General features: G+C 63.9%; 18 protein-coding genes and 1 pseudogene. 4 read left to right on the top strand and 15 right to left on the bottom strand.

Annotated features, from left to right (window positions below):
* The first annotated feature begins 67 nt into the window (after window positions 1–67).
* Window positions 68–967, top strand: a complete 900-nt coding sequence (locus AAFG50_RS08055; RefSeq protein WP_028172978.1) for a LysR substrate-binding domain-containing protein — start codon at window positions 68–70, stop codon at window positions 965–967.
* A gap of 210 nt (window positions 968–1,177) precedes the next feature.
* Here AAFG50_RS08055 and AAFG50_RS08050 read toward each other — a convergent pair whose 3' ends face one another.
* The 9 genes from AAFG50_RS08050 to AAFG50_RS08010 are packed head-to-tail and all read right to left on the bottom strand — an operon-like array spanning window position 1,178 to window position 9,920.
* Entirely contained in the window at window positions 1,178–2,551 is a 1,374-nt protein-coding gene (locus tag AAFG50_RS08050; RefSeq protein WP_028172977.1) for an amidohydrolase family protein, read from the bottom strand.
* Window positions 2,548–4,131 carry an ABC transporter substrate-binding protein gene (locus AAFG50_RS08045; protein ID WP_028172976.1) on the bottom strand — a complete coding sequence of 528 codons (1,584 nt, stop codon included), beginning with the start codon at window positions 4,129–4,131 and terminating at the stop codon, window positions 2,548–2,550. The genes AAFG50_RS08050 and AAFG50_RS08045 overlap by 4 nt, the downstream gene beginning before the upstream one ends.
* A gap of 22 nt (window positions 4,132–4,153) precedes the next feature.
* Complete coding sequence (locus AAFG50_RS08040; protein ID WP_028172975.1) at window positions 4,154–4,810, bottom strand: aspartate/glutamate racemase family protein; 657 nt, start codon at window positions 4,808–4,810, stop codon at window positions 4,154–4,156.
* An 8-nt stretch (window positions 4,811–4,818) separates the two neighbouring features.
* Entirely contained in the window at window positions 4,819–5,703 is an 885-nt protein-coding gene (locus AAFG50_RS08035) for a polysaccharide deacetylase (RefSeq protein ID WP_028172974.1), read from the bottom strand.
* The gene (locus AAFG50_RS08030; RefSeq protein WP_028172973.1) at window positions 5,690–6,505 is read right to left on the bottom strand and encodes an ABC transporter substrate-binding protein; all 816 of its coding nucleotides are present in this window, start codon (window positions 6,503–6,505) and stop codon (window positions 5,690–5,692) included. Before AAFG50_RS08030 ends, AAFG50_RS08035 begins: the two co-directional genes overlap by 14 nt.
* Window positions 6,506–6,521: 16 nt before the next feature.
* Entirely contained in the window at window positions 6,522–7,286 is a 765-nt protein-coding gene (locus tag AAFG50_RS08025) for an amino acid ABC transporter ATP-binding protein (RefSeq protein WP_028172972.1), read from the bottom strand.
* Window positions 7,283–8,140 (bottom strand): amino acid ABC transporter permease, encoded by an 858-nt coding sequence (locus AAFG50_RS08020; RefSeq protein ID WP_028172971.1) that lies wholly within the window; start codon window positions 8,138–8,140, stop codon window positions 7,283–7,285. The genes AAFG50_RS08025 and AAFG50_RS08020 overlap by 4 nt, the downstream gene beginning before the upstream one ends.
* A complete protein-coding gene (locus AAFG50_RS08015; protein ID WP_028172970.1) occupies window positions 8,137–8,964 on the bottom strand; it encodes an ABC transporter substrate-binding protein in 828 nt (275 codons plus the stop codon). The genes AAFG50_RS08020 and AAFG50_RS08015 overlap by 4 nt, the downstream gene beginning before the upstream one ends.
* 32 nt (window positions 8,965–8,996) lie before the next feature.
* Window positions 8,997–9,920: an N-carbamoyl-D-amino-acid hydrolase gene (locus AAFG50_RS08010; RefSeq protein WP_011089942.1), complete on the bottom strand. Its 924-nt coding sequence runs from the start codon at window positions 9,918–9,920 to the stop codon at window positions 8,997–8,999.
* A 184-nt stretch (window positions 9,921–10,104) separates the two neighbouring features.
* Between AAFG50_RS08010 and AAFG50_RS08005 the strand changes: the two genes are divergently transcribed.
* Entirely contained in the window at window positions 10,105–11,031 is a 927-nt protein-coding gene (locus AAFG50_RS08005; RefSeq protein WP_028172969.1) for a LysR family transcriptional regulator, read from the top strand.
* A 44-nt stretch (window positions 11,032–11,075) separates the two neighbouring features.
* The gene (locus AAFG50_RS08000; protein ID WP_028172968.1) at window positions 11,076–11,780 is read left to right on the top strand and encodes a type 1 glutamine amidotransferase; all 705 of its coding nucleotides are present in this window, start codon (window positions 11,076–11,078) and stop codon (window positions 11,778–11,780) included.
* A 184-nt stretch (window positions 11,781–11,964) separates the two neighbouring features.
* Here AAFG50_RS08000 and AAFG50_RS07995 read toward each other — a convergent pair whose 3' ends face one another.
* The 5 genes from AAFG50_RS07995 to AAFG50_RS07975 all read right to left on the bottom strand — a co-directional run bounded on the left by AAFG50_RS07995 (window position 11,965) and on the right by AAFG50_RS07975 (window position 14,940).
* Window positions 11,965–12,432 (bottom strand): nuclear transport factor 2 family protein, encoded by a 468-nt coding sequence (locus tag AAFG50_RS07995; protein WP_011089945.1) that lies wholly within the window; start codon window positions 12,430–12,432, stop codon window positions 11,965–11,967.
* 79 nt (window positions 12,433–12,511) lie between these two features.
* The gene (locus tag AAFG50_RS07990; protein ID WP_028172967.1) at window positions 12,512–12,916 is read right to left on the bottom strand and encodes a YbgC/FadM family acyl-CoA thioesterase; all 405 of its coding nucleotides are present in this window, start codon (window positions 12,914–12,916) and stop codon (window positions 12,512–12,514) included.
* Between the two features lie 53 nt (window positions 12,917–12,969).
* Window positions 12,970–13,413, bottom strand: a complete 444-nt coding sequence (gene ybgC / locus AAFG50_RS07985) for a tol-pal system-associated acyl-CoA thioesterase (protein ID WP_011089947.1) — start codon at window positions 13,411–13,413, stop codon at window positions 12,970–12,972.
* A gap of 222 nt (window positions 13,414–13,635) precedes the next feature.
* Window positions 13,636–13,821 carry a hypothetical protein gene (locus tag AAFG50_RS07980; RefSeq protein WP_018641664.1) on the bottom strand — a complete coding sequence of 62 codons (186 nt, stop codon included), beginning with the start codon at window positions 13,819–13,821 and terminating at the stop codon, window positions 13,636–13,638.
* Window positions 13,822–14,493: 672 nt separating this feature from the next.
* Window positions 14,494–14,940 (bottom strand): type II toxin-antitoxin system antitoxin SocA domain-containing protein, encoded by a 447-nt coding sequence (locus tag AAFG50_RS07975; RefSeq protein WP_035665968.1) that lies wholly within the window; start codon window positions 14,938–14,940, stop codon window positions 14,494–14,496.
* 590 nt (window positions 14,941–15,530) lie between these two features.
* On the opposite strand from AAFG50_RS07975, the pseudogene AAFG50_RS07970 reads away from it, so the two are divergent.
* Window positions 15,531–16,860 (top strand): annotated as a pseudogene (locus AAFG50_RS07970) (IS5 family transposase).
* A 576-nt stretch (window positions 16,861–17,436) separates the two neighbouring features.
* Here AAFG50_RS07970 and AAFG50_RS07965 read toward each other — a convergent pair.
* Complete coding sequence (locus tag AAFG50_RS07965) at window positions 17,437–18,165, bottom strand: hypothetical protein (RefSeq protein WP_131234201.1); 729 nt, start codon at window positions 18,163–18,165, stop codon at window positions 17,437–17,439.
* Between the last annotated feature and the right edge of the window lie 5 nt (window positions 18,166–18,170).

Here is an 18,170-nt window from a genome sequence, read left to right as displayed (position 1 = left end):
TATACTTCCATCGTCCAATGAATAATGGCACCCTCTGCATGCCTAAATGTTATGAACGGAATTTGTTATGGCCCGGATCAATTCGCGGCAGGTAGAGGCATTCCGCGCGACGATGCTGACCGGCAGCGTGACCGAGGCGGCGGCGCTGATGACCGTGACGCAGCCGGCGGTCAGCCGGCTGCTGCGCGACTTCCAGGCGCTGTTGAAAATGGAGCTGTTCGAGCGGCGCGGTACCGGCCTCGTACCGACTGCTGCTGCGATGGCGCTTTACACCGAGGTGGAGCGCTCCTTCGTCGGCCTCGAACGCATCACCGCCGCGGCCGAGGAAATCCGCGGCCGCCGCACCGGGTCCTTGCGGATCGCCGCGCTGCCGGCGCTCTCGAACGGCTATCTGCCGCGGCTGGCCGGACATTTCCTGAAGGAGCGGCCCAACCTCAACCTCGCCTTCTTCGGCGTGATCTCGCCGATCGTGGTCGACTGGGTGCTGAACAATCAATGCGACATCGGCTTTGCCGAGGTGCCGATCGCCCATTCCGGCCTGCCGAGCCTGCGGCTGCCGGCATTGGCGCGCGTCGCGGTGCTGCCGACCGGTCATCGCCTCGCGGAGAAGGAAGTCTTGGAGCCGCGCGATTTCGAGGGCGAGACGTTCATCTCACTGTCGGCGGGATCGTCGAGCCGGCACCTCGTCGACCAGGTCTTCCATCGCCATGATGTCCGCCGCGTGCTCAGGGTCGAGACCACGCTGTCGGAGATCATGTGCGGCATGGTGTCGTCAGGACTTGGCGTCGCAATCTGCGATCCCTTCACCGCGCAGGAATTCTCCACCCGCGGCGTCGTGGTGCGCCGCTTCCTGCCACGCATCGACTTCGAATTCTCCGCTGTCTTTCCGGCGCAGCGCAGCCCCTCGCCGGTGGCGCTGGATCTGGTCGAGACCATGCGCAAGGCGCTCGCGGAGTTTGAGGATTAGAATACCTTTGGATTGAAACGATTTGGGGATTGAAACGATTTGGCCACAGGCTCGCTTCAACCTCTCCCGCTCGCGGGGGAGGTCGGCGCGAAGCGCCGGGTGGGGGCTCTCTCCACACGGGGAGTGTCCCTGTGTGGAGACAACCCTCTCCCCTGCCCTCTCCCGCAAGCGGGAGAGGGAGCGCACCGTCTTCGTAGCACCGGCAGCCTCTCAGCCGTTGAACGCCGCCTGCGCCTCCGGCAGGTCCCAGATCTTGCCGATCGCAGCGCTGCCGGCGGCGGTGATCGCCGCTTCGTCGGCGCCGAGATAGCGGCCGCCTTCAACCAGCACGCGGCCGTCGACTATGACCTGATCGATATTGGCGCGGTTGGCGAGCGCGATCAGCGCGCGACGCGGATCGAACAGCGGCTGGAGATGCGGATGGGTGAGATCGACCACCGTGAGGTCGGCGGTCGCGCCCGGCTCGATCCGGCCGAGGTCCGGCCGCTTGATGACGTCGGCGGCGACCGCCGTGTTCGCTTCGATCAACTCCGGCGAATTGGCGACATCGGCGCGCTTGGACGTGATCTTGGAGATCAGCGAGGCCGCATTGAGCTCGCCGAGCAGATCCATGTTGTAGCCGTCGGTGCCGACCACGGTGCGCACGCCGTGCTCGGCGAAGCGGCTGAAGGCGGCGGTGACGCCGGCACGCGCGAACACGCGCGGGCAATTCAGCACGGTCATGCCGCGCGCAGCCATCAGCTTGAGATCGTCGTCGGTGCTGAACATGCAGTGCGCCGCCATGAGATCGGGCGCGAGCAGGCCGAGCCAGTCCAGATATTGCGCCGGCGTGCGGCCGCCATAGCGCTTGCCGATGGTCTCGACCTCGGCGCGGCTCTGCGCCATGTGCGTCGTGATGGGCACGCCGAGCTCGCGCGCCCGCGCCGCGCAGGCCTTGAGCAGATCGGGGCCGCAGGTGTCGGTGGCGTGCGGGCTCATGGCGAGGCTGATGCGGCCGCCGCCGCGATTGTTCCAGCGCTGGTAGAGCGCGTCCCACGTCGCCATGTCGGCGGCGCCGTCGTCGCCGGAATAGCGGACCACGCCATCCGGGCCCGCCTTGGCATCCGACGTCGAGAACAGATAGGGCGCGCCGTAGAAGCGGATGCCCATCTCTTCCGCCGCGTCGAACATCTCGGGGATCGAATTGCGGAACGGCTCCATCACCGTGGTGGCGCCGCCCTTGAGCAGTTGGAGGATACCGAGCCGCGCCACCGCGAGGCGCTCCTCTGCCGACAGGATCTCGGCACCGCGCTTGGTGAGCGGCAGCAGCACCGTGTAGACGATGCTTTGATTGTTCTTGCGGCCGTTGCCGTCCTCGCTGTGGCTGCGCGCCACGGCTTCAGAGAAGCAGTGATTGTGCAGGTTCAACAGGCCCGGCAGCACGAAGCGGCCGGGCCTGTCGTAGACCTCGTCCGCGCTCGGCTTGTCGCGCGTGACCGCGGCGATCTTCTTGCCTTCGACCAGGACCCAATGGTCGCGCAGCACATCCTGCGCGCCGTCTTTCCGTGACAGCACATAGCTGCCGAAGATTGCGATCGTGCTCATGCGGGGCGTACGTTCCAGAAGACGGCGGTGCCGTCGAGAATGCCGGTGATGGCCTTGCGATAGGCGGTCGGCTGCTTGTACAGGCCGATCGGAATATAGGGGATTTCCTCGAACGCCACCGCCTGGATCTCGCGGCAGATGCGCTGCTGCTCGGCGAGCTCGGAGGCCGCCAGCCACTGGCTGCGCAAGGCCCCCATCTTCTCGCTCGCGTACCAGCCGGCGACTTTGCCTTCGCCGCGGATGTTGGTGTTGCCGGCCGGATTGAGCCAGTCGATGCCCTGCCAGTTGCCGACCGCCGCGCTCCAGCCACCCTGCGGAAGCGGGTCCTTCTTGAGCTGGCGCTGCAACACGACGGCGAAATCAAGCCCGGCATATTCGACGTTCATGCCGGCCTTGCGCAAGGAGTCCACTGCGATCTCGCCGAGCGGCTTCTGCGCCAGCGAGTTGGTGGGGACGAGCAGGACGATCTTCTCGCCATTGTAGCCGGCGGCCTTCAGATCCGCCTTCACCTTGGCGTAGTCGCGCGGGCCGCGGAAGACGTCGAGACCGACCTCGCTCGCCATCGGCGTGCCCGGAGCGAAATAGCCGATGGGCGACACCTGGAAGGCCGGATCGGTGCCGGCGACCGCCGTCATGAAGGCAGACTGGTCGATCGCGCCCAGCAGCGCGCGGCGGACGGCGGGATTGTCGAACGGCGGCTGGAGATGATTGAGGCGCAGCATGCAGGCATAGCCGCGGGGATCGAGGATGCGCGTGTCGATATCGCCGGCGGCCTTGATGATCGGCAACAGGTCGTGCGGCGTGGTCTCCTGCCAGTCCTGCTCGCCGGTCTGGAGCGCGGCGACGCCGGTGCCGGCATCGGGCGTCGTGGTCCAGACCACGCGGTCGTAATGCACGATCTTCGGGCCGGCCGTCCAATCCGGCTTGCCGTCGGTGCGCGGTTGGTAGCGCTCGAACTTGGCATAGGCATTGCGGGCGCCCTGCACGCGCTCGTCGGCGAGGTAGCGGAACGGGCCACTGCCGATGACCTCGGTGAGCGGCTTGAACGGGTCCTGACTCGCCAGCCGCTCCGGCATCATGAAGCAGGCGTTGATCGCGGCCTTGCCGAGCGCCTGCGGCAGCAGCGGGAACGGACGCTTGAGGCGGAAGCGGATGGTGCGGTCATCAGTGGCCGAGAGCTCGGCGGTCGCCTCCATCAGCTCGCCGCCAAAGCCGTCGCGCGCCGCCCAGCGGCGGATGCTGGCGACGCAGTCGCGGGCGAGCACACGCTCGCCGTCATGCCAGAACAGGCCGTCGCGCAAGCTGAGGTCCCACTGCAGCCCGTCGGCGGAGACGGTGTGGCCCGACAGCATCTGCGGCGAGACCTGGAGCGAGGAGCTCATGCCGTAGAGCGTGTCGTAGACCATGAAGCCGTGGTTTCGGGACACTTGCGCGGTCGAATAGATGGGGTCGACAAAGGCGAGGTCGATGACGGGAATGAAGCGCAGCGTGGACTGAGATTCAGCGCGGACGATGCCCGGCAGCGACAGCGCCGGCATTGCAGCGGCGGCCTTGAGGAGCGAGCGGCGGGAGACGGGCATTACGAAGGGCTCCTGAAGGATATTACGTGTTCAACAAGACCGCGCCGATCGCAGCGGCCACCGCCTGCTGCGCCGGCTCGACCACGGGCACGCCGATCGCATCCGCGATTGCCGCGCGGTGGGACGCCATGCCGGCGCAGCCCATCACCACGACATCGGCGCGGCATTGGGTGACCAATGCGCGGCCGGCGTCGATCAACCGGCCGCGGATGTCGGCGCCTGCCGTCTCCGCCGCGCTCGCGCCGACCGACCAGCTTCCGGCATAGCGGCTGTCGACGCCCATCACGCGCGCCATGCGCTGCTGGCGGCGGATGCTCGACGGCGACAGGGCGATGACACCGAAACGTTCGCCCAGCATCAGCGCGCGAAAGATGCCGCATTCGGCGATACCCAGCACCGGGCGGCCACCGGCCGCCTCACGCACCGCATGCAGGCCGGGATCGCTGAAGCAGGCGAGCACGAAGGCATCCGCATCGTCGCGCGACACACGGTTCACCAGCGGCATGACGACGCTGTCGGCGTCGCGCTGCGAGCTGATGCCGGGCGGCCCCTCGGCAAGGCCCACGACCTCGATGTCAGGCCCGCCGGCGATGCGCAGCGGCGCGACCGCGTCGTCGATCGCCGCCGTCACCGACGCCGAGGAGTTGGGGTTGATGACGAGGATGCGGCGGCGGGTCATGCTACTGCTCAGCGGTTGCCGGCTTCGTGGCGCAGGAAGTTTTCCGCGATCTTCTCACCGGTGGTGATCCAGACGTCGGGGCAGGACTTTGCGTAGGTCAGGAACTCGCGCAGCAGGCGCAGTCGCATCGGACGGCCGCTGCATTGCGGATGCAGCACCGTCGTCACCATCGCGCCCCAGTCGCGGACCTCATCCAGCTCGTCCTTCCACATCGAGAGCACATGCTCCTTGGGGAAGATCGAGCGCGGGCTGAAGCGCGCGGACAGGCCGTGCATCCAGTCGTCATAGCTCGCGGTCACCGGCAGCTCGATCGTGCCTGGCTTGCCGTCGGCGAGACGATGACGATAGGGCCTGACGTCGTCGCGGAACGAGGACGTATAGACGATGCCATGACGCACCAGCGCGACGCGCAGCTCCTCGGTGAACTCGCCGTAAGGCGCGCGATAGCCGGTCGGCCTGACGCCGAGCCGGCGCTTCAGCGCCTCGAAGCCACGCTCCAGCTCCTCCTCGATCCAGGGATCGCCGGGATCGGGCAACAGATGATGATAGCCGTGATGGCCGATCTCGTGGCCGGCCTTGAGGATGGATTCGGCCATCGCCGGATGCGCATCGACCGACCATCCCGTGACGAAGAACGTCGCCTTGAGATCGAGCTGGTCGAGCAGCTCCAGAAGTTTCGGCGTGCCGACGCGCGCCTCATAGCCGCCATAGCTCATGGTGATGAGCCGCTGGGCGTGCACGGCGTCTTTGCTGGTCCATGCGCTCTCAGCATCCACGTCGAACGACAGGAACATCGCCGACTTGTACGGCTTCGGCCAGGGATATTCGGGCGCGGGATCCGCGGTGTTGGCCGGGACGAGCGGGATGCTCTTGAGTGCCTTACTGTCCAGCATTGATGGTCGCCTTCTCTATTGCGTTATCGCTCAGTTTCCACTTCGCCAGCAGCGTACGATAGGTGCCGTCGGCGATCAGCGCATCTAGTGCCTCGACCATCGCCTGCTGAAGTGCCTTTTCCTTGACCGGCAGCGCGATGCCCGTGAACTGCGTCGCGAAGGGATCGCCGACCGGCGCATAGGTGCCCGGCTCGAGATCCATCAGATAGGGCAGCGTCTCGTTGCCCTGCACAGCGGCATCGATACGGCCCTGCCTGAGCTGCGTGCGCGCATCGGCCGAGCCGTCCGTGCCGACGAACTGGATCGGATTGCTGCCGCAGTTCTTCTGGCTCCACTTGTCGATCTCTGCGGGAAACATGGTCCGGCGGCTGGCGCCGACCTTCTTGCCGCAGAGCGCAGCCATGTCCTTGAACTCGGACGCGCGGGACTGCTGCACGAAGAATTTTGGGCCGCTGCGCAAATAATCGACGAAGGACGCGATCTCGTGCCGGCTCGCATAGTCGGTGAAACCGGACAGGATGGCATCCACCCGCCCCGTCGAAATCGACGGCATGAATTCGGCAAAGCTGGTCTCGGTCCATTCGATCTTGACGCCGAGCTTGCGGCCCATCGCCTCGCCGAGATCGATGTCGAATCCGGACAGCGCATTGGTGGCGGGATCGCGGAACTCCATCGGCGGATAGTTCGGCACCAGCGCCACCTTGAGGCTGCCGCGCTTTGCGATGTCAGGCGGCAGCTCGATCGCCAACGCCGAAACAGTCATAGCGCCCAAGAACGCCGCCGCAACCAAAAGCCTCTTCATCACCACACCCCCAATGTCAGATCACAGCCGAAAGAAATACCTTGGTGCGCTCCTCGCGCGGCGCGCCCAACACGTCGGAGGCGCGCCCCTGCTCGACGATCGCGCCCTGGTCCATGTAGACGACGCGGTCGGCGACCTCGCGGGCGAAGCCGAGCTCGTGCGTCACCACCATCATGGTCATGCCGCTCTTCGCCAGCTCCTTCATGACCGCGAGCACCTCGCCGACGAGTTCGGGATCGAGCGCGCTGGTCGGCTCGTCGAACAGCATCAGCATCGGCTTCATGGCGAGCGCCCGCGCAATCGCCACGCGCTGCTGCTGGCCGCCGGAGAGCTGCGCGGGATAGGCGTCCGCCTTGGCCGCAAGTCCGACACGACGGAGCAGCTCGAGCGCCTCGGCGCGCACCTCATCTAGTTCGCGGCCCTGCACCTGGAGCGGACCTTCGGTGATGTTCTCGAGCGCGGTCTTGTGCGGAAACAGGTTGAAGCGCTGGAACACCATGCCGGTCTTCAGCCGCTGCCGCCCGATCTCCCGTTCGGTGAGCCGATGGAGCCGCCCGCCCTGCTCGCGCACACCCAAAAGCTCGCCGTCGAGCCAGATGCCGCCGGCATCGATCGCGGCCAGCTGGTTGATGCAGCGGAGCAGCGTGGTCTTGCCCGAGCCTGAGGCGCCGATCAAGCACATCACCTCGCCGGGCCAGACGTCGAGCGAGACGTTTCTGAGAGCCTGGAACTCTCCAAAGTTCTTGCTGACGGAGCGGATCGCGACGAGGGGTTTTGTCATCGCGCCAGCCGCAATGTGCCGCGTGCAAAACGGCGTTCGAGCAGCATCTGAAGCGGGGTCAGGATCGAGACCACGAGCAGGTACCAGAGCCCGGCGACGATCAAGAGCTCGATGACGCGGGAATTCGCGTAGTAGATGTTCTCGGCGTTATGCAGCAGCTCCGGATACTGGATGACGCTCGCGAGCGAGGTCGCCTTCACCATGCCGATGAACTCGTTGCCGAGCGGCGGGATCACCACGCGCATCGCCTGCGGCAGCACGATCCGCCGCAGCGCGCGCAGCCGTCCCATGCCGATCGCCTGCGCTGCCTCATATTGTCCGATGTCGACCGACAGCATGCCGGCGCGCATCACTTCGGAGGTGTAGGCGCCCTGGTTGATGCCGAGCCCGAGCAGCGCGGCGAGAAACGGCGTCATGACGTCGACGGCGCGCGCGCTCCACAAGCCGGGAATGCCGATGGTCGGAAACACCAGTGCGAGGTTGAACCAGAGCAGCAGTTGCAGGATCAGCGGCGTGCCGCGAAACAGCCAGGTGTAGCCGGCGGCCACCGTCTTCAGCACCGGGTTGGGCGACAGCCGCATGATCGCCACGACGATGCCGAGAAAGATGCCGAGCATCATCGCCAGCACCGCCATCACCATGGTGTTGACGATGCCTTCGAGGATAACCTTCACGGTCAGGAAGCGGCTGACATAGGACCATTCGATCTGACCGTTCGCAAACGCGCGCACGATCGCCGCCAGCACGAGGACGATCAGGGCCGCGCTGAGCCAGCGGAACCAGTGCGGCTCGCGCGCGATCCGCATCCCCGACAAATCAGGGAAACCCTCCGCGAGTGCCGGCGCCGGCTTCATTGCGGCGCCGCGTTCAGCATGGGCTGGGCGACTGCGTTCGCGCCAAGGCCCCATTTGTCGAGAACGGCCTTGTAGGCGCCGTCGGAGATCATCGCCGTGAGCTTCTCGGTCACCACCTCGCGCAGGGCCGCATCGTCCTTGCGGAACATGATGCCCTGGTAGCCCTTGGCGAAGGCCTCACCGACAACGCGGTATTTGCCGGGCTCCTGCGTCTGCGCATAAGGCAGCGTCTCGCTGCCCTGCACGGCGGCGTCGATGCGGCCCTGCTTGAGCTGGTTGCGGACGTCGATCGAGTTCTCGCCCGGCACGTACTGGATCGCCGGCTTGCCGGCCGCCTCGCAATTCTGCTTGCTCCACTTCTCGATCTCGACCGGGAAGCTGGTGCTGCGGGTGGTGCCGACCTTCTTGCCGCAGAGATCGGTCGCCGCCTTCGCCTCGCTGTCCGCCATCACGAAGAACTGCGGGCCGGTCTGGAGGTAATCGACGAAATCGGCGGTCTCGCGCCGCGAGGCGCGGTCCGAGATGCCGGAGATGATGAAATCGGCGCGCTTGGTCTGGAGCGATGGGATCAACTCGGCGAACGGCGTCTCGCTCCAGACGATCTTGAGGCCGCCGAGCCGCTTGGCGAGCTCGTTCGCAAGATCGATGTCGAGCCCGACCAGCTCGTTGGTCGCAGGGTCGCGATATTCCATCGGCGCGTAGGTGGAGTTGACCGTGAGCTTCAACGCGCCCGCCTGCTTGATCTCCGCCGGAAGCTCGGCCGCCTGCGCCGACGTCACGGCAGCCAAGGCTGCTAGGCTGAGAAAATGCGAGAGGCGTGTCATGTCAGCTCCTTTGCTAACGCCGTGCCATTTGGTCAGTCCGCATCGAGAACGGCCGGCTCGATGACGCCGGCGCGTTCGGTGATCACCCTGTATTGCTCCGGCCGCCGGTGGGCGGCGAAATTGAACATCTTGTCCTTGCCCTGGCGGCAGAGGTCGAGATCGATGTCGGCGACGACCACCTCGTCCGCCAGCGTCTGGGCCTGCGCGACGATGCGACCATTGGGATCGACGATGCAGGAGCCGCCGATCAGCCCGGAGCCGTCCTCCTCGCCCGCCTTCGCCACCGAGATCGCCCAGGTCGCGTTCATGTAGGCATTGGCCTGCGTCACCAGCGTCGAATGGAAGGTGCGCAAGGCACCGTCTTCGGTGGCGCCACCATTCGGATCGTAGGCAGCGGAATTGTAGCCGATGCAGACGAGCTCGACGCCCTGCAGGCCGAGCACGCGCCAGGATTCCGGCCAGCGGCGATCGTTGCAGATCATCATGCCCATGATGGCGTGGGCCCAGGCCGAACCGGCCCGGAAGGCGGGAAAACCGAGATCGCCATATTCGAAATAGCGCTTCTCCAGCTGCTGGTAGCGCGCACCCGGCCGCGGCTCGACCGAGCCCGGCAGATGCACCTTGCGATAGCGGCCGAGAATCTCGCCGTCACGATCGACCAGGATGGCGCAATTGTAGCGGCGGCCGTCCGGCGTCAGCTCGGCATAGCCGACATAAAAACCGACACGGAGCGCACGTGCGCGGTCGAACAGCTTGGCCACCGCCGGGTTGGGCATGCCGCGCTCGAAATATTGGTCGAGCGCCTCGCCCTCCAGCAGCCAGCGCGGAAAGAACGTGGTGAAGGCAAGCTCCGGGAACACCACGAGGCTGGCGCCGCGGCCGGCGGCCTCCTCCAGCAGCGCGAGCATGCGCGAGAGCGTATGCTCACGCGAGTCTGCTTTCTGCGTCGGGCCCATCTGGGCGGCGGCGGCGCGAAGGACACGAACCAAGATTGCCTCCAATCTGTGCGCAGTGCCGCCTCAATGGGCGAATGAACCCCTTGATGCGACGTGCAAATCCGCCGCCATTACGCGGAAGCGGGGCTGCAAAATCAATTCGTTCTGCTATGATGTTTTGGCCCTGAGTATAATCGGCAGTGATATGAACCTGCGTCAGCTCGAGATCCTGCGCGCCGTCATCCGCCACCGCACCACCGTGGCGGCGGCGGACGAGCTGGCTCTGTCGCAGCCCGCGGTCAGCAACGCGCTGAAGACCATGGAGGCGCAGGCGGGTTTCGCGCTGTTCGAGCGCGTCAACAACCGGCTGTTTCCGACCGCCGAAGCGATGGCGCTCTACAAGGAGAGCGAGGCGATCTTCGCGCTGCACGCAAAACTCGAGAACCGCGTGCGCGATCTGCGCGAGAACCGGTCCGGGCATCTCGCCATCGTGGCGACGCCGCCGCTTGCCTACAGCATCATCCCGTCCGCGCTGTCGGGCTTCCTGCGCCGCCGCCCGGAGACGCGCGTCTTCTTCGACGTGCGGCGCTACGAGGGCATCATCGAGGGCGTGCTCAGCCGTGTCGCCGAGCTCGGCTTCGCGCTCGGGCTGACGCATCATCCCGGCATCGCACACGAGGTGGTGCACACTGGCGAGATGGTCTGCGTGCTGCCGCCGCAGCATCCGCTCGCCGACAGGCCCGTGATCTCGGCCGCCGATCTGTCCGGCCTGCCCTTCATCGGGCTCGAACGCGGCACGCGCCTCGGCGAGGCCGTGCGCGACAGTTTTGCGCGGGCCGGCGCGCCATTCCGGCCGACCGTCGAGGTGCGCTACTGCAACACCGCCTGCGTGCTCGCCGCCGCCGGCGTCGGCGCCGCGGTGGTCGATCCGTTCTCGCCGCGGCAGAACGGCGGCAGTGGCCTCGTCGTCCGGCCGTTCACGCCGACCACCCATGCGGTCGCCTACATGCTCTGGTCGGAAGCCGAGCCGCTGTCACGCCTCGCCAAGGCCTTTCTGAGCGAGGTGCGGAAGCAGAGCGCGCTGCTGGAGGGCCCAGCGCCACACCAGCAACATGGGGCAGAAAGCGACTGAGTATCGCAACCTTTTGACCTTGTCCTTTTGACCTTGGGGGGCACATGGCACGCATCACCATCATCGAGACCGGGCAGGTCCCGCAAGAATATCGCGAGCAGCACGGCTCGTTTCCCGACATGTTCGCGCGCATGGTCCGCGCCGAGGATCCGACGGCCACGGTCGACGTGGTCAGCATCCCGAATGGCGATGCACTTCCCGATCCAGGCAAGCTCGAAGCCGTGCTGATCACCGGCGCGGCCGCCGGCGTCTATGACGGGCTCGACTGGATCGCGTCGCTGGAAGATTTCGTGCGTACGGCTTACGCCAACAAGACGCCGATGGTCGGCGTGTGCTTCGGCCATCAATTGATCGCGCAGGCCCTGGGCGGCACCGTGCGCAAGTCGGAGAAAGGCTGGGGCATCGGCCGGCACGTCTATCAGGTGCTGCCCGAGAACGGCGTCGTCGAAGGCGAAGCGGTCGCGATCGCCGCCTCACATCAGGACCAGGTGATCGAGCCGCCGGCCGACGCGCTGACGATCCTCTCGTCCGAGTTCACCCCGCATGCCGGCCTGCTCTACGCCAACGGCGCGACGCTGACCGTGCAGCCGCATCCGGAGTTCGACGTGGAGTTCGCGCAAGTGTGCTGCGAGCTGCGCGACGGCAAGGCGCCGGATGACGTCGTCGCCACGGCGCGCGCGTCGCTGGCGCAGCCGCTGGACAACGCGAAGCTCGGTGGGGCGATTACGCGGTTTCTGGCGAGGCGGTGAGACTTCACCTCGCCCCGCTTGCGGGGAGAGGTCGGATTGCATCGAAGATGCAATCCGGGTGAGGGGGACTCTCCGCGAGTCCGTCTGCCATCGAATTTGCTGAAGCAGCCCCTCACCCCGACCCTCTCAGCGCGAGCGAATCTCGTCGCGGCCCCGTAAGAACGGGGAGAGGAGAGGAAGCGCTTCAGAACGGATCCGTCCCCAACCCCGCCACATCCGCCGGCCGCGGCCCCGGCGCGGGCCAATGAAACCGGCGGTCCTTCTCTGCAATCATGATGTCGTTGATCGACGCCTCGCGCCGCTTCATCAGGCCGTGCTCGTCGAACTCCCATTGCTCGTTGCCGTAGGAGCGATACCACTGGCCGCTCGCGTCGTGCCATTCGTACTGGAAGCGCACCGCGATGCGGTTGCCGTCGAAGGCCCAGAGGTCCTTGATCAGGCGGTAGTCGTGCTCCTTCTCCCATTTGCGGGTGAGGAAGGCGACGATGGCCTCGCGGCCCTGGAACACCTCGGAGCGGTTACGCCAGCGGCTGTCCTCGGTATAGGCGAGCGAGACACGTACCGGATCGCGCGAATTCCAGGCGTCCTCGGCCATGCGGGCCTTTTGCGCAGCGGTCTCGCGGGTAAAGGGGGGAAGCGGCGGACGCGACATGGTGGCCTCATCGGTTGGTCGGGACCGCAAATCTATCGCCGCAGCCGGCGGAGTCGAGTGGCCATCACCAATCGGGCGATCACGAAATCAGATCAGCCTTCATCAGCGTGCGGATCGACTTCGGGATCGGCTGGGCACGGCCGCCGCTGATGAAGGCGACGCGCACTTCGGCCTTGACCAGCACGTCCTCGCCGCGCCGGACCTCCTGTGCGAGCATGATGGAGGCGCCTTTCACCGCGATCGGCCAGGTCACGACGTCGAGCACGTCGTCCATCCGCGCGGGCTTGAGGAAATCCAGGTGCATCGAGCGCACCACGAAGGCGAAGCCGGAATCCTCCGTTTCGGGCTGCTCGAACAGCGCCTGCTGCTCGGCGCCCATCAGCCGCAGATGATTGGTGCGCCCACGCTCCATGAAGCGCAGATAATTGGCGTGATAGACGATGCCGGAAAACTCTGACTTGACGATATCGCAACAAAAGGCCAACGCATTGATTTCATTGGGTCGCTGGAGCGTTAAAGCGTGAACGAAAGGCAGATTTATCTGTGCTCTTCCATAGCAAGCCTCAGAGCCTTTGGGATGCGCTGCGCTTTTCCGCCTGAGATAAACGCGACCCGTACACGCGCCGAGACCAAGAGATCACCCCCGCGCCTGCACTCCTGCAGCAAGGCAATCGACGCGCCTCTCACCTCTTGCGGGACCGTGACAATGTCAAGCAGGTCGTCCAAGACTGCCGGTTTTAGAAAATCGATTGTCATCGAACGGACAACGAAGGCGAAGCCCGGCGCATCGTTCCGCGTTTCCTCGAGCAGCGCTTGCTGATTGGTGCCGAGCAGGCGCAAGTAATTCGTTCTGCCACGTTCCATGAAACGCAAAAAATTCGCGTGATAAACAATCTGGCCGGAATCGGTATCTTCGAAATAGACGCGGACCTGCATGTAATGCCGTCCGTCTCGAATTTCGCCGTCAAGAGAGAGTGTCACAGCGCGGTTTCCTCTTATTGCGCGTACAGGGACCCATGGTCTTGCACAGAGGCGGTTTTCTGAGCAATCGTCTTGAGCTTGGCTCCTGCTGCCGGAAGCTGAGGCAACCGCCTGAATGCGGCAGGCGTCGCGCTGCTGCCATCGACTTCGGATGAATATGTCGGAGATCTATCGTCAACGCGTACCCGGCTTGAGGACGACGTTCATGAATGCGCCTCCGGCTCATGAACCTAGGCGAGCCAGTCCTTCGCCGCAATCGCTGAACGAAAAATCGCCGAGGCCGGCGAGGCCGTAAATGGCCTTGCCCTTGGCGATGGCCTCGTGCTCGCTGCTGGCGAGCACGAGGGTTTCGTATGTCATCCAGCTTTTGAAGCCGACGTCGTAGCCCCGCGTGGCGGCTGGGCTCATTGCCCCGCCTCCGCGTCGGCCTTGGGTTCGCGAACCACGAGGCGGCCGTTCAATGGCAGGCAGCTCAACTGGATGTTGAAGCCCTTGCCGTCCTGTTGCCAGGCCGCGCGCCGATCTTGGTCCAGAAGGGTCTACAAGGCGACAAAAGCAGAAGAGCGCCTCAACTCGTCTCAAGTTCATTTCGAGCTCTGGACCAGCGGCGGCTTCACAGATGCCGCAATCGCTGTTCTTGAAGCTGCTCGATCCACGACCAAGCGTTACAACATAGGCTGGAAATCCGGCAAGGAGGTCCGCGCCGAGCTCGCTCGCACAAGCTCAAGAGTACTTTGCCGCTACGGCGATCAAGGAGGCCGATCTCACGTTGAGCGAAGTAAAGCTCGGGCCGGCCAGCTACGGGATGGGAGACCTTATCCTGAGCGGGACTGTAGCGAACGACCAACGACGCCTTGGCCACCATCTTTTTCCAAGTAATCCTCACGGACTGTCGGGAAGCCACTTGTCGCGTTGTCGGTCAGAAGGACGCCTCGGCATCAGTTTCAGTCCCGCCCAAGCAGTTACGTTCCTTCAGCTCGTATGCGATACGCTTTGAAAATCTCCCCCCTGTCTCCGCGGCGAAGCGCTCCTGGACGTATCGGATCACTGGCCTGCGGGCCGGGTAACTCCGACTCTATGTCAGGCTATCGATCGTTGCTTCAAGGAGCTCACCCAAGTCGCTGATGACGCCGAGACTCCAGCACGGGCCTCGATCCACGGCTCTTCTCGGTGTGTCATTTCCTCGAGTTGGTCGCCGGAAAGCGGGGCGTAGACCTCGAGCACGGAGTTGATAAAGGCGCGGTCAGCCTCAGTCAGGCCCATCGGATCAAAACCTTGCCGGACATCAGGAAGCCCGACCGACGAATACATCGCCTTCGTCTGAACGAACCGGTCATAGACGGCGCGGCTTAGGGGCCCATGAACCCAGGCCTGAAAACTGTTTTGAGGAAACAGCGGACCACGACCAAAGGCCAGGCTCCAAGCCTGGCAGTAGTAAAGCAATTTGTGCAACTTCAGGACGTTCAGAAATCCGCCGTCCTCCGTAAGCCTCACAATGATGTAGTCGCAAGCATCCTGAATGTTCATCTTGGCCTCTATGACGAAGACCATATCATATCGCGACTCGGCGGTCACGGAATCTAAAGTCGTGCTTTGTCAAGACGTTCAATTGGAGCTGCGGCACGGCAACGCAAAGACTGATTCGCGGCCGCCTCAAGTCGGGGGGCCGGCGCCGGGGCGCGTTAACCTTTTGGTAGATGTTTCATTTTCTGGCCTATTTGAGCGAAACTAGCTCTGACGCCAATTCCGCGCGTAGGCTTCTCAGGCATTGCCGGGGAGAGGGCATCGCTAGAAATCCGACTGACCTCGCCGGCTGCTCACGATCCGCAGGAGGTGGCTGGCGATTATCAACATCTCGGCCGCCCTTTCGGATTCGACAAGTCAACGTTCCTATGGCTTCTTGGGTTCTTAAAGACGCTGACTGCGACCCCGCTGGCCGGATTAGTCGCCCGTGAAGAATTCGGAAGCGATTGATCTGTCGCAGTGATTTGACGCGAGCAAGTATTCGATTTTGCAAGAAAGCCGTGGGTAGGTCCTGGTTTTCTTGCGTTTTTGGATTCCGGATTGGGCGGCTTCGTGATTCCTTTGACGGCGAGATTCGCTGTTGGGGAGAACCCATGAGCCATCCGCGCGACGATCGTCAGGACGATCTGTTTCGTCCATCTCTGGAGAAGATCATCAACCTTCGCCATCCGTTGGTGCGTCTGGCGGCGGAGATCGATTGGGACTTCCTGGCGGGACGCTTCAGTTCGGTCTGTCGCCTCGGTCCGGGGCAGCCACCGTTGCCGACACGATTGGTAGCCGGACTATTCATCCTCAAGCACATGCACAATCTCTCTGACGAGGCGCTGTGCGGGGGTCGAGAACCCGTATTTTCAGTATTTCTGCGGCGAGGTGGTGTTCCGGCACGACTTGCCATTCGATCGCTCGTCGCTGCCCCGCTGGCGCCAGCGGCTGGGTGAGGAGCAGATCGCCGCGCTGTTGCAAGAAAGCCTCTCGGTGGCGCATCGAACTGGGGCAATCGAGACCAAAGATCTCGAGCGGCTCGTTGTGGATACCACCGTACAGGAGAAGTCGATCGCGCATCCGAGCGATGGGCGGCTCATGCACCGGGCGATCGAGAAGCTGGTCGGTTTGGCCAAACGCGAGAGCGTCGAACTGCGCCAAAGCTATCTGCGCGTGGCCAGGCGCGCCGCCATCATGGTGGGACGCTACACGCATGCCCACCAGTTCAAGCGTGCCCGGCGAGAGCTCAAATTCCTGCGCACCCGGCTTGGCCGCATCATCCGTGACATCAGACGCAAGATCGAGGGCGACCCTGCGCTTGAGGATCGCTTTGGTCCGCTGCTCGATCTCGCCCACCGGGTTCGCCATCAAGAGCAGCGTCAGCGCGGTCCCAAGGTCTACTCGTTGCACGCCCCCGAGGTGGAGTGCATCGGCAAAGGCAAGGCCCGGGCACCTTACGAATTTGGCTGCAAAGTCTCGATTGCCACGCCTGCCACCGCGCCCAAAGGCGGGCAGTTCGTACTGCATGCCAAGGCCCTGCACGGCAATCCCTATGACGGCCACACGCTCGGTCCCGTCATCGCCGACCTCGAAAAGCTCACTGGTGTTGCAGCGCGCCGCATCCACGGCGACAAGGGCTACCGCGGCCACAACTATCCTGACCGATTCAAGGTCTGGATCAGCGGCCAGGTTCGCCGTGTCACCAAAGCCATCCGCCGCGAGATGCGGCGTCGCGCCGCCGTCGAGCCTGTGATCGGCCATCTCAAGGACGACCACCGAATGCGCCGTAACCATCTCAAGGGTCGCGACGGCGACCGCACCAACGCCGTGCTCGCCGCCGCCGGCTACAACTTCAGCCTGCTCCGCCGCTGGCTCACCGAACTTTTATGCGGCCTGTTATGGATACTCTGTCGCCACCTATCGCAACCACACCTTGCGTAAAACGGTGCTCAGGGACGTTCTTCACGAACGACGGATTAGCTGTCAAAGTCACCGACGGCTTTTTCCTCGTCGGACTGTCAAACGTCGATGCCGACCGCTCCCGGAACTACAGCTGCTGAACGACCGCTCTTGGTTCGACATGCCGCTCCAATACAAGACGCAGCGCCGTGCCATTTTAGCGATCGAGAAGGGACCGTCAGGCGCGGACGTCTTTGCATCCGCCTTTTCGGCATGGGGTCAACCGGTAACCCCTGTCGAGAGCAAGCCGCCGGCCGCACCCCCGGTCAGCCCACAAACGTTCCGCTCACCGGTCGTCTTCCCAAAGGACGTTTCGCCCAGCTACTCGTCGGAGGAACCCGGACAAGCTCGAATGCTGACTTGTCGCGATCAGTATGTGGCCAACAAGGCTACCGGTTCGAATGGAGGCATGCTGTGGATCCAAGACAACGGTGGCTACTACGCGGAATGCAATAAACGCTAGAAGGGTTGCCCCCTCAGTAGCGTGGCGTGCGTGTGCCGAAGGTGCCATTGGCCATACAACCATGAGGTCAGGCCGATGTCGAATCCAAGAGTGAGTTAAAACATTGAACCTTGGTCAATATCGTCTTGGCGCACCACTCCGTTGATGAGCCATGTGTCTTGATGGAGTGAGTGGGTACCCATCGCCAAGAGCATTCCTTTCTCCGGATACTCTTTCCCGAACACTCGCTCCATGTCGGAAAGCGCTCGCTGATCACCATAGTCGCGCGACCAATTATGATACGTGGCCTCGATTTCCCAATCCTGACACGTACCTTCGCGAATACCGTCGTCAGTTCGGTAGCGATATTTGAAATTATACGGACAGGGATTGTAGTTGTTGGTCACTTGCTTCGCGAAAAGGTCATCTTGCGCGCGGATTGAATCGAATAGCTCTTTTTCCACTTTGACTTCTGCTGCATCCTTTTTTTCGATCTTGAATGCAATGATCTCGGGCCTGAGAAGCGCAAAGCTTCTGCCGGCCTCGCGTTCCCGCGCCAAGCTTGTCACGACGGCCTTTGCAAGAAACGCCGCTCGCTCCGATTTCTTCAGCTTGCCGACAATCTCGATTGACTGCTGATCCACTCGGCGGCTCTCGACCCGCCTATCATCGTTAGGCAGTCGCCAGTTGAACCTTATTCGATCCCAGCGGCCAAATTTTTTCGACTGCTCGAGCGTTCGAAAGGACACCGGATACAATCTGAGCCAATTGCCGTATAGATCGATCCCAGCACAGCAGACCGTTTCACCATGACGTCGGCCGACCTGCGGCGCCGCCTTCACCATCACTA

The sequence above is a fragment of the Bradyrhizobium sp. B039 genome, from assembly GCF_038965675.1.
Classification (GTDB): Bacteria; Pseudomonadota; Alphaproteobacteria; order Rhizobiales; family Xanthobacteraceae; genus Bradyrhizobium; species Bradyrhizobium diazoefficiens.
The sequence above is the reverse complement of the archived record's forward strand: the minus strand, read 5'-3'. Positions and strand labels throughout refer to the sequence as shown.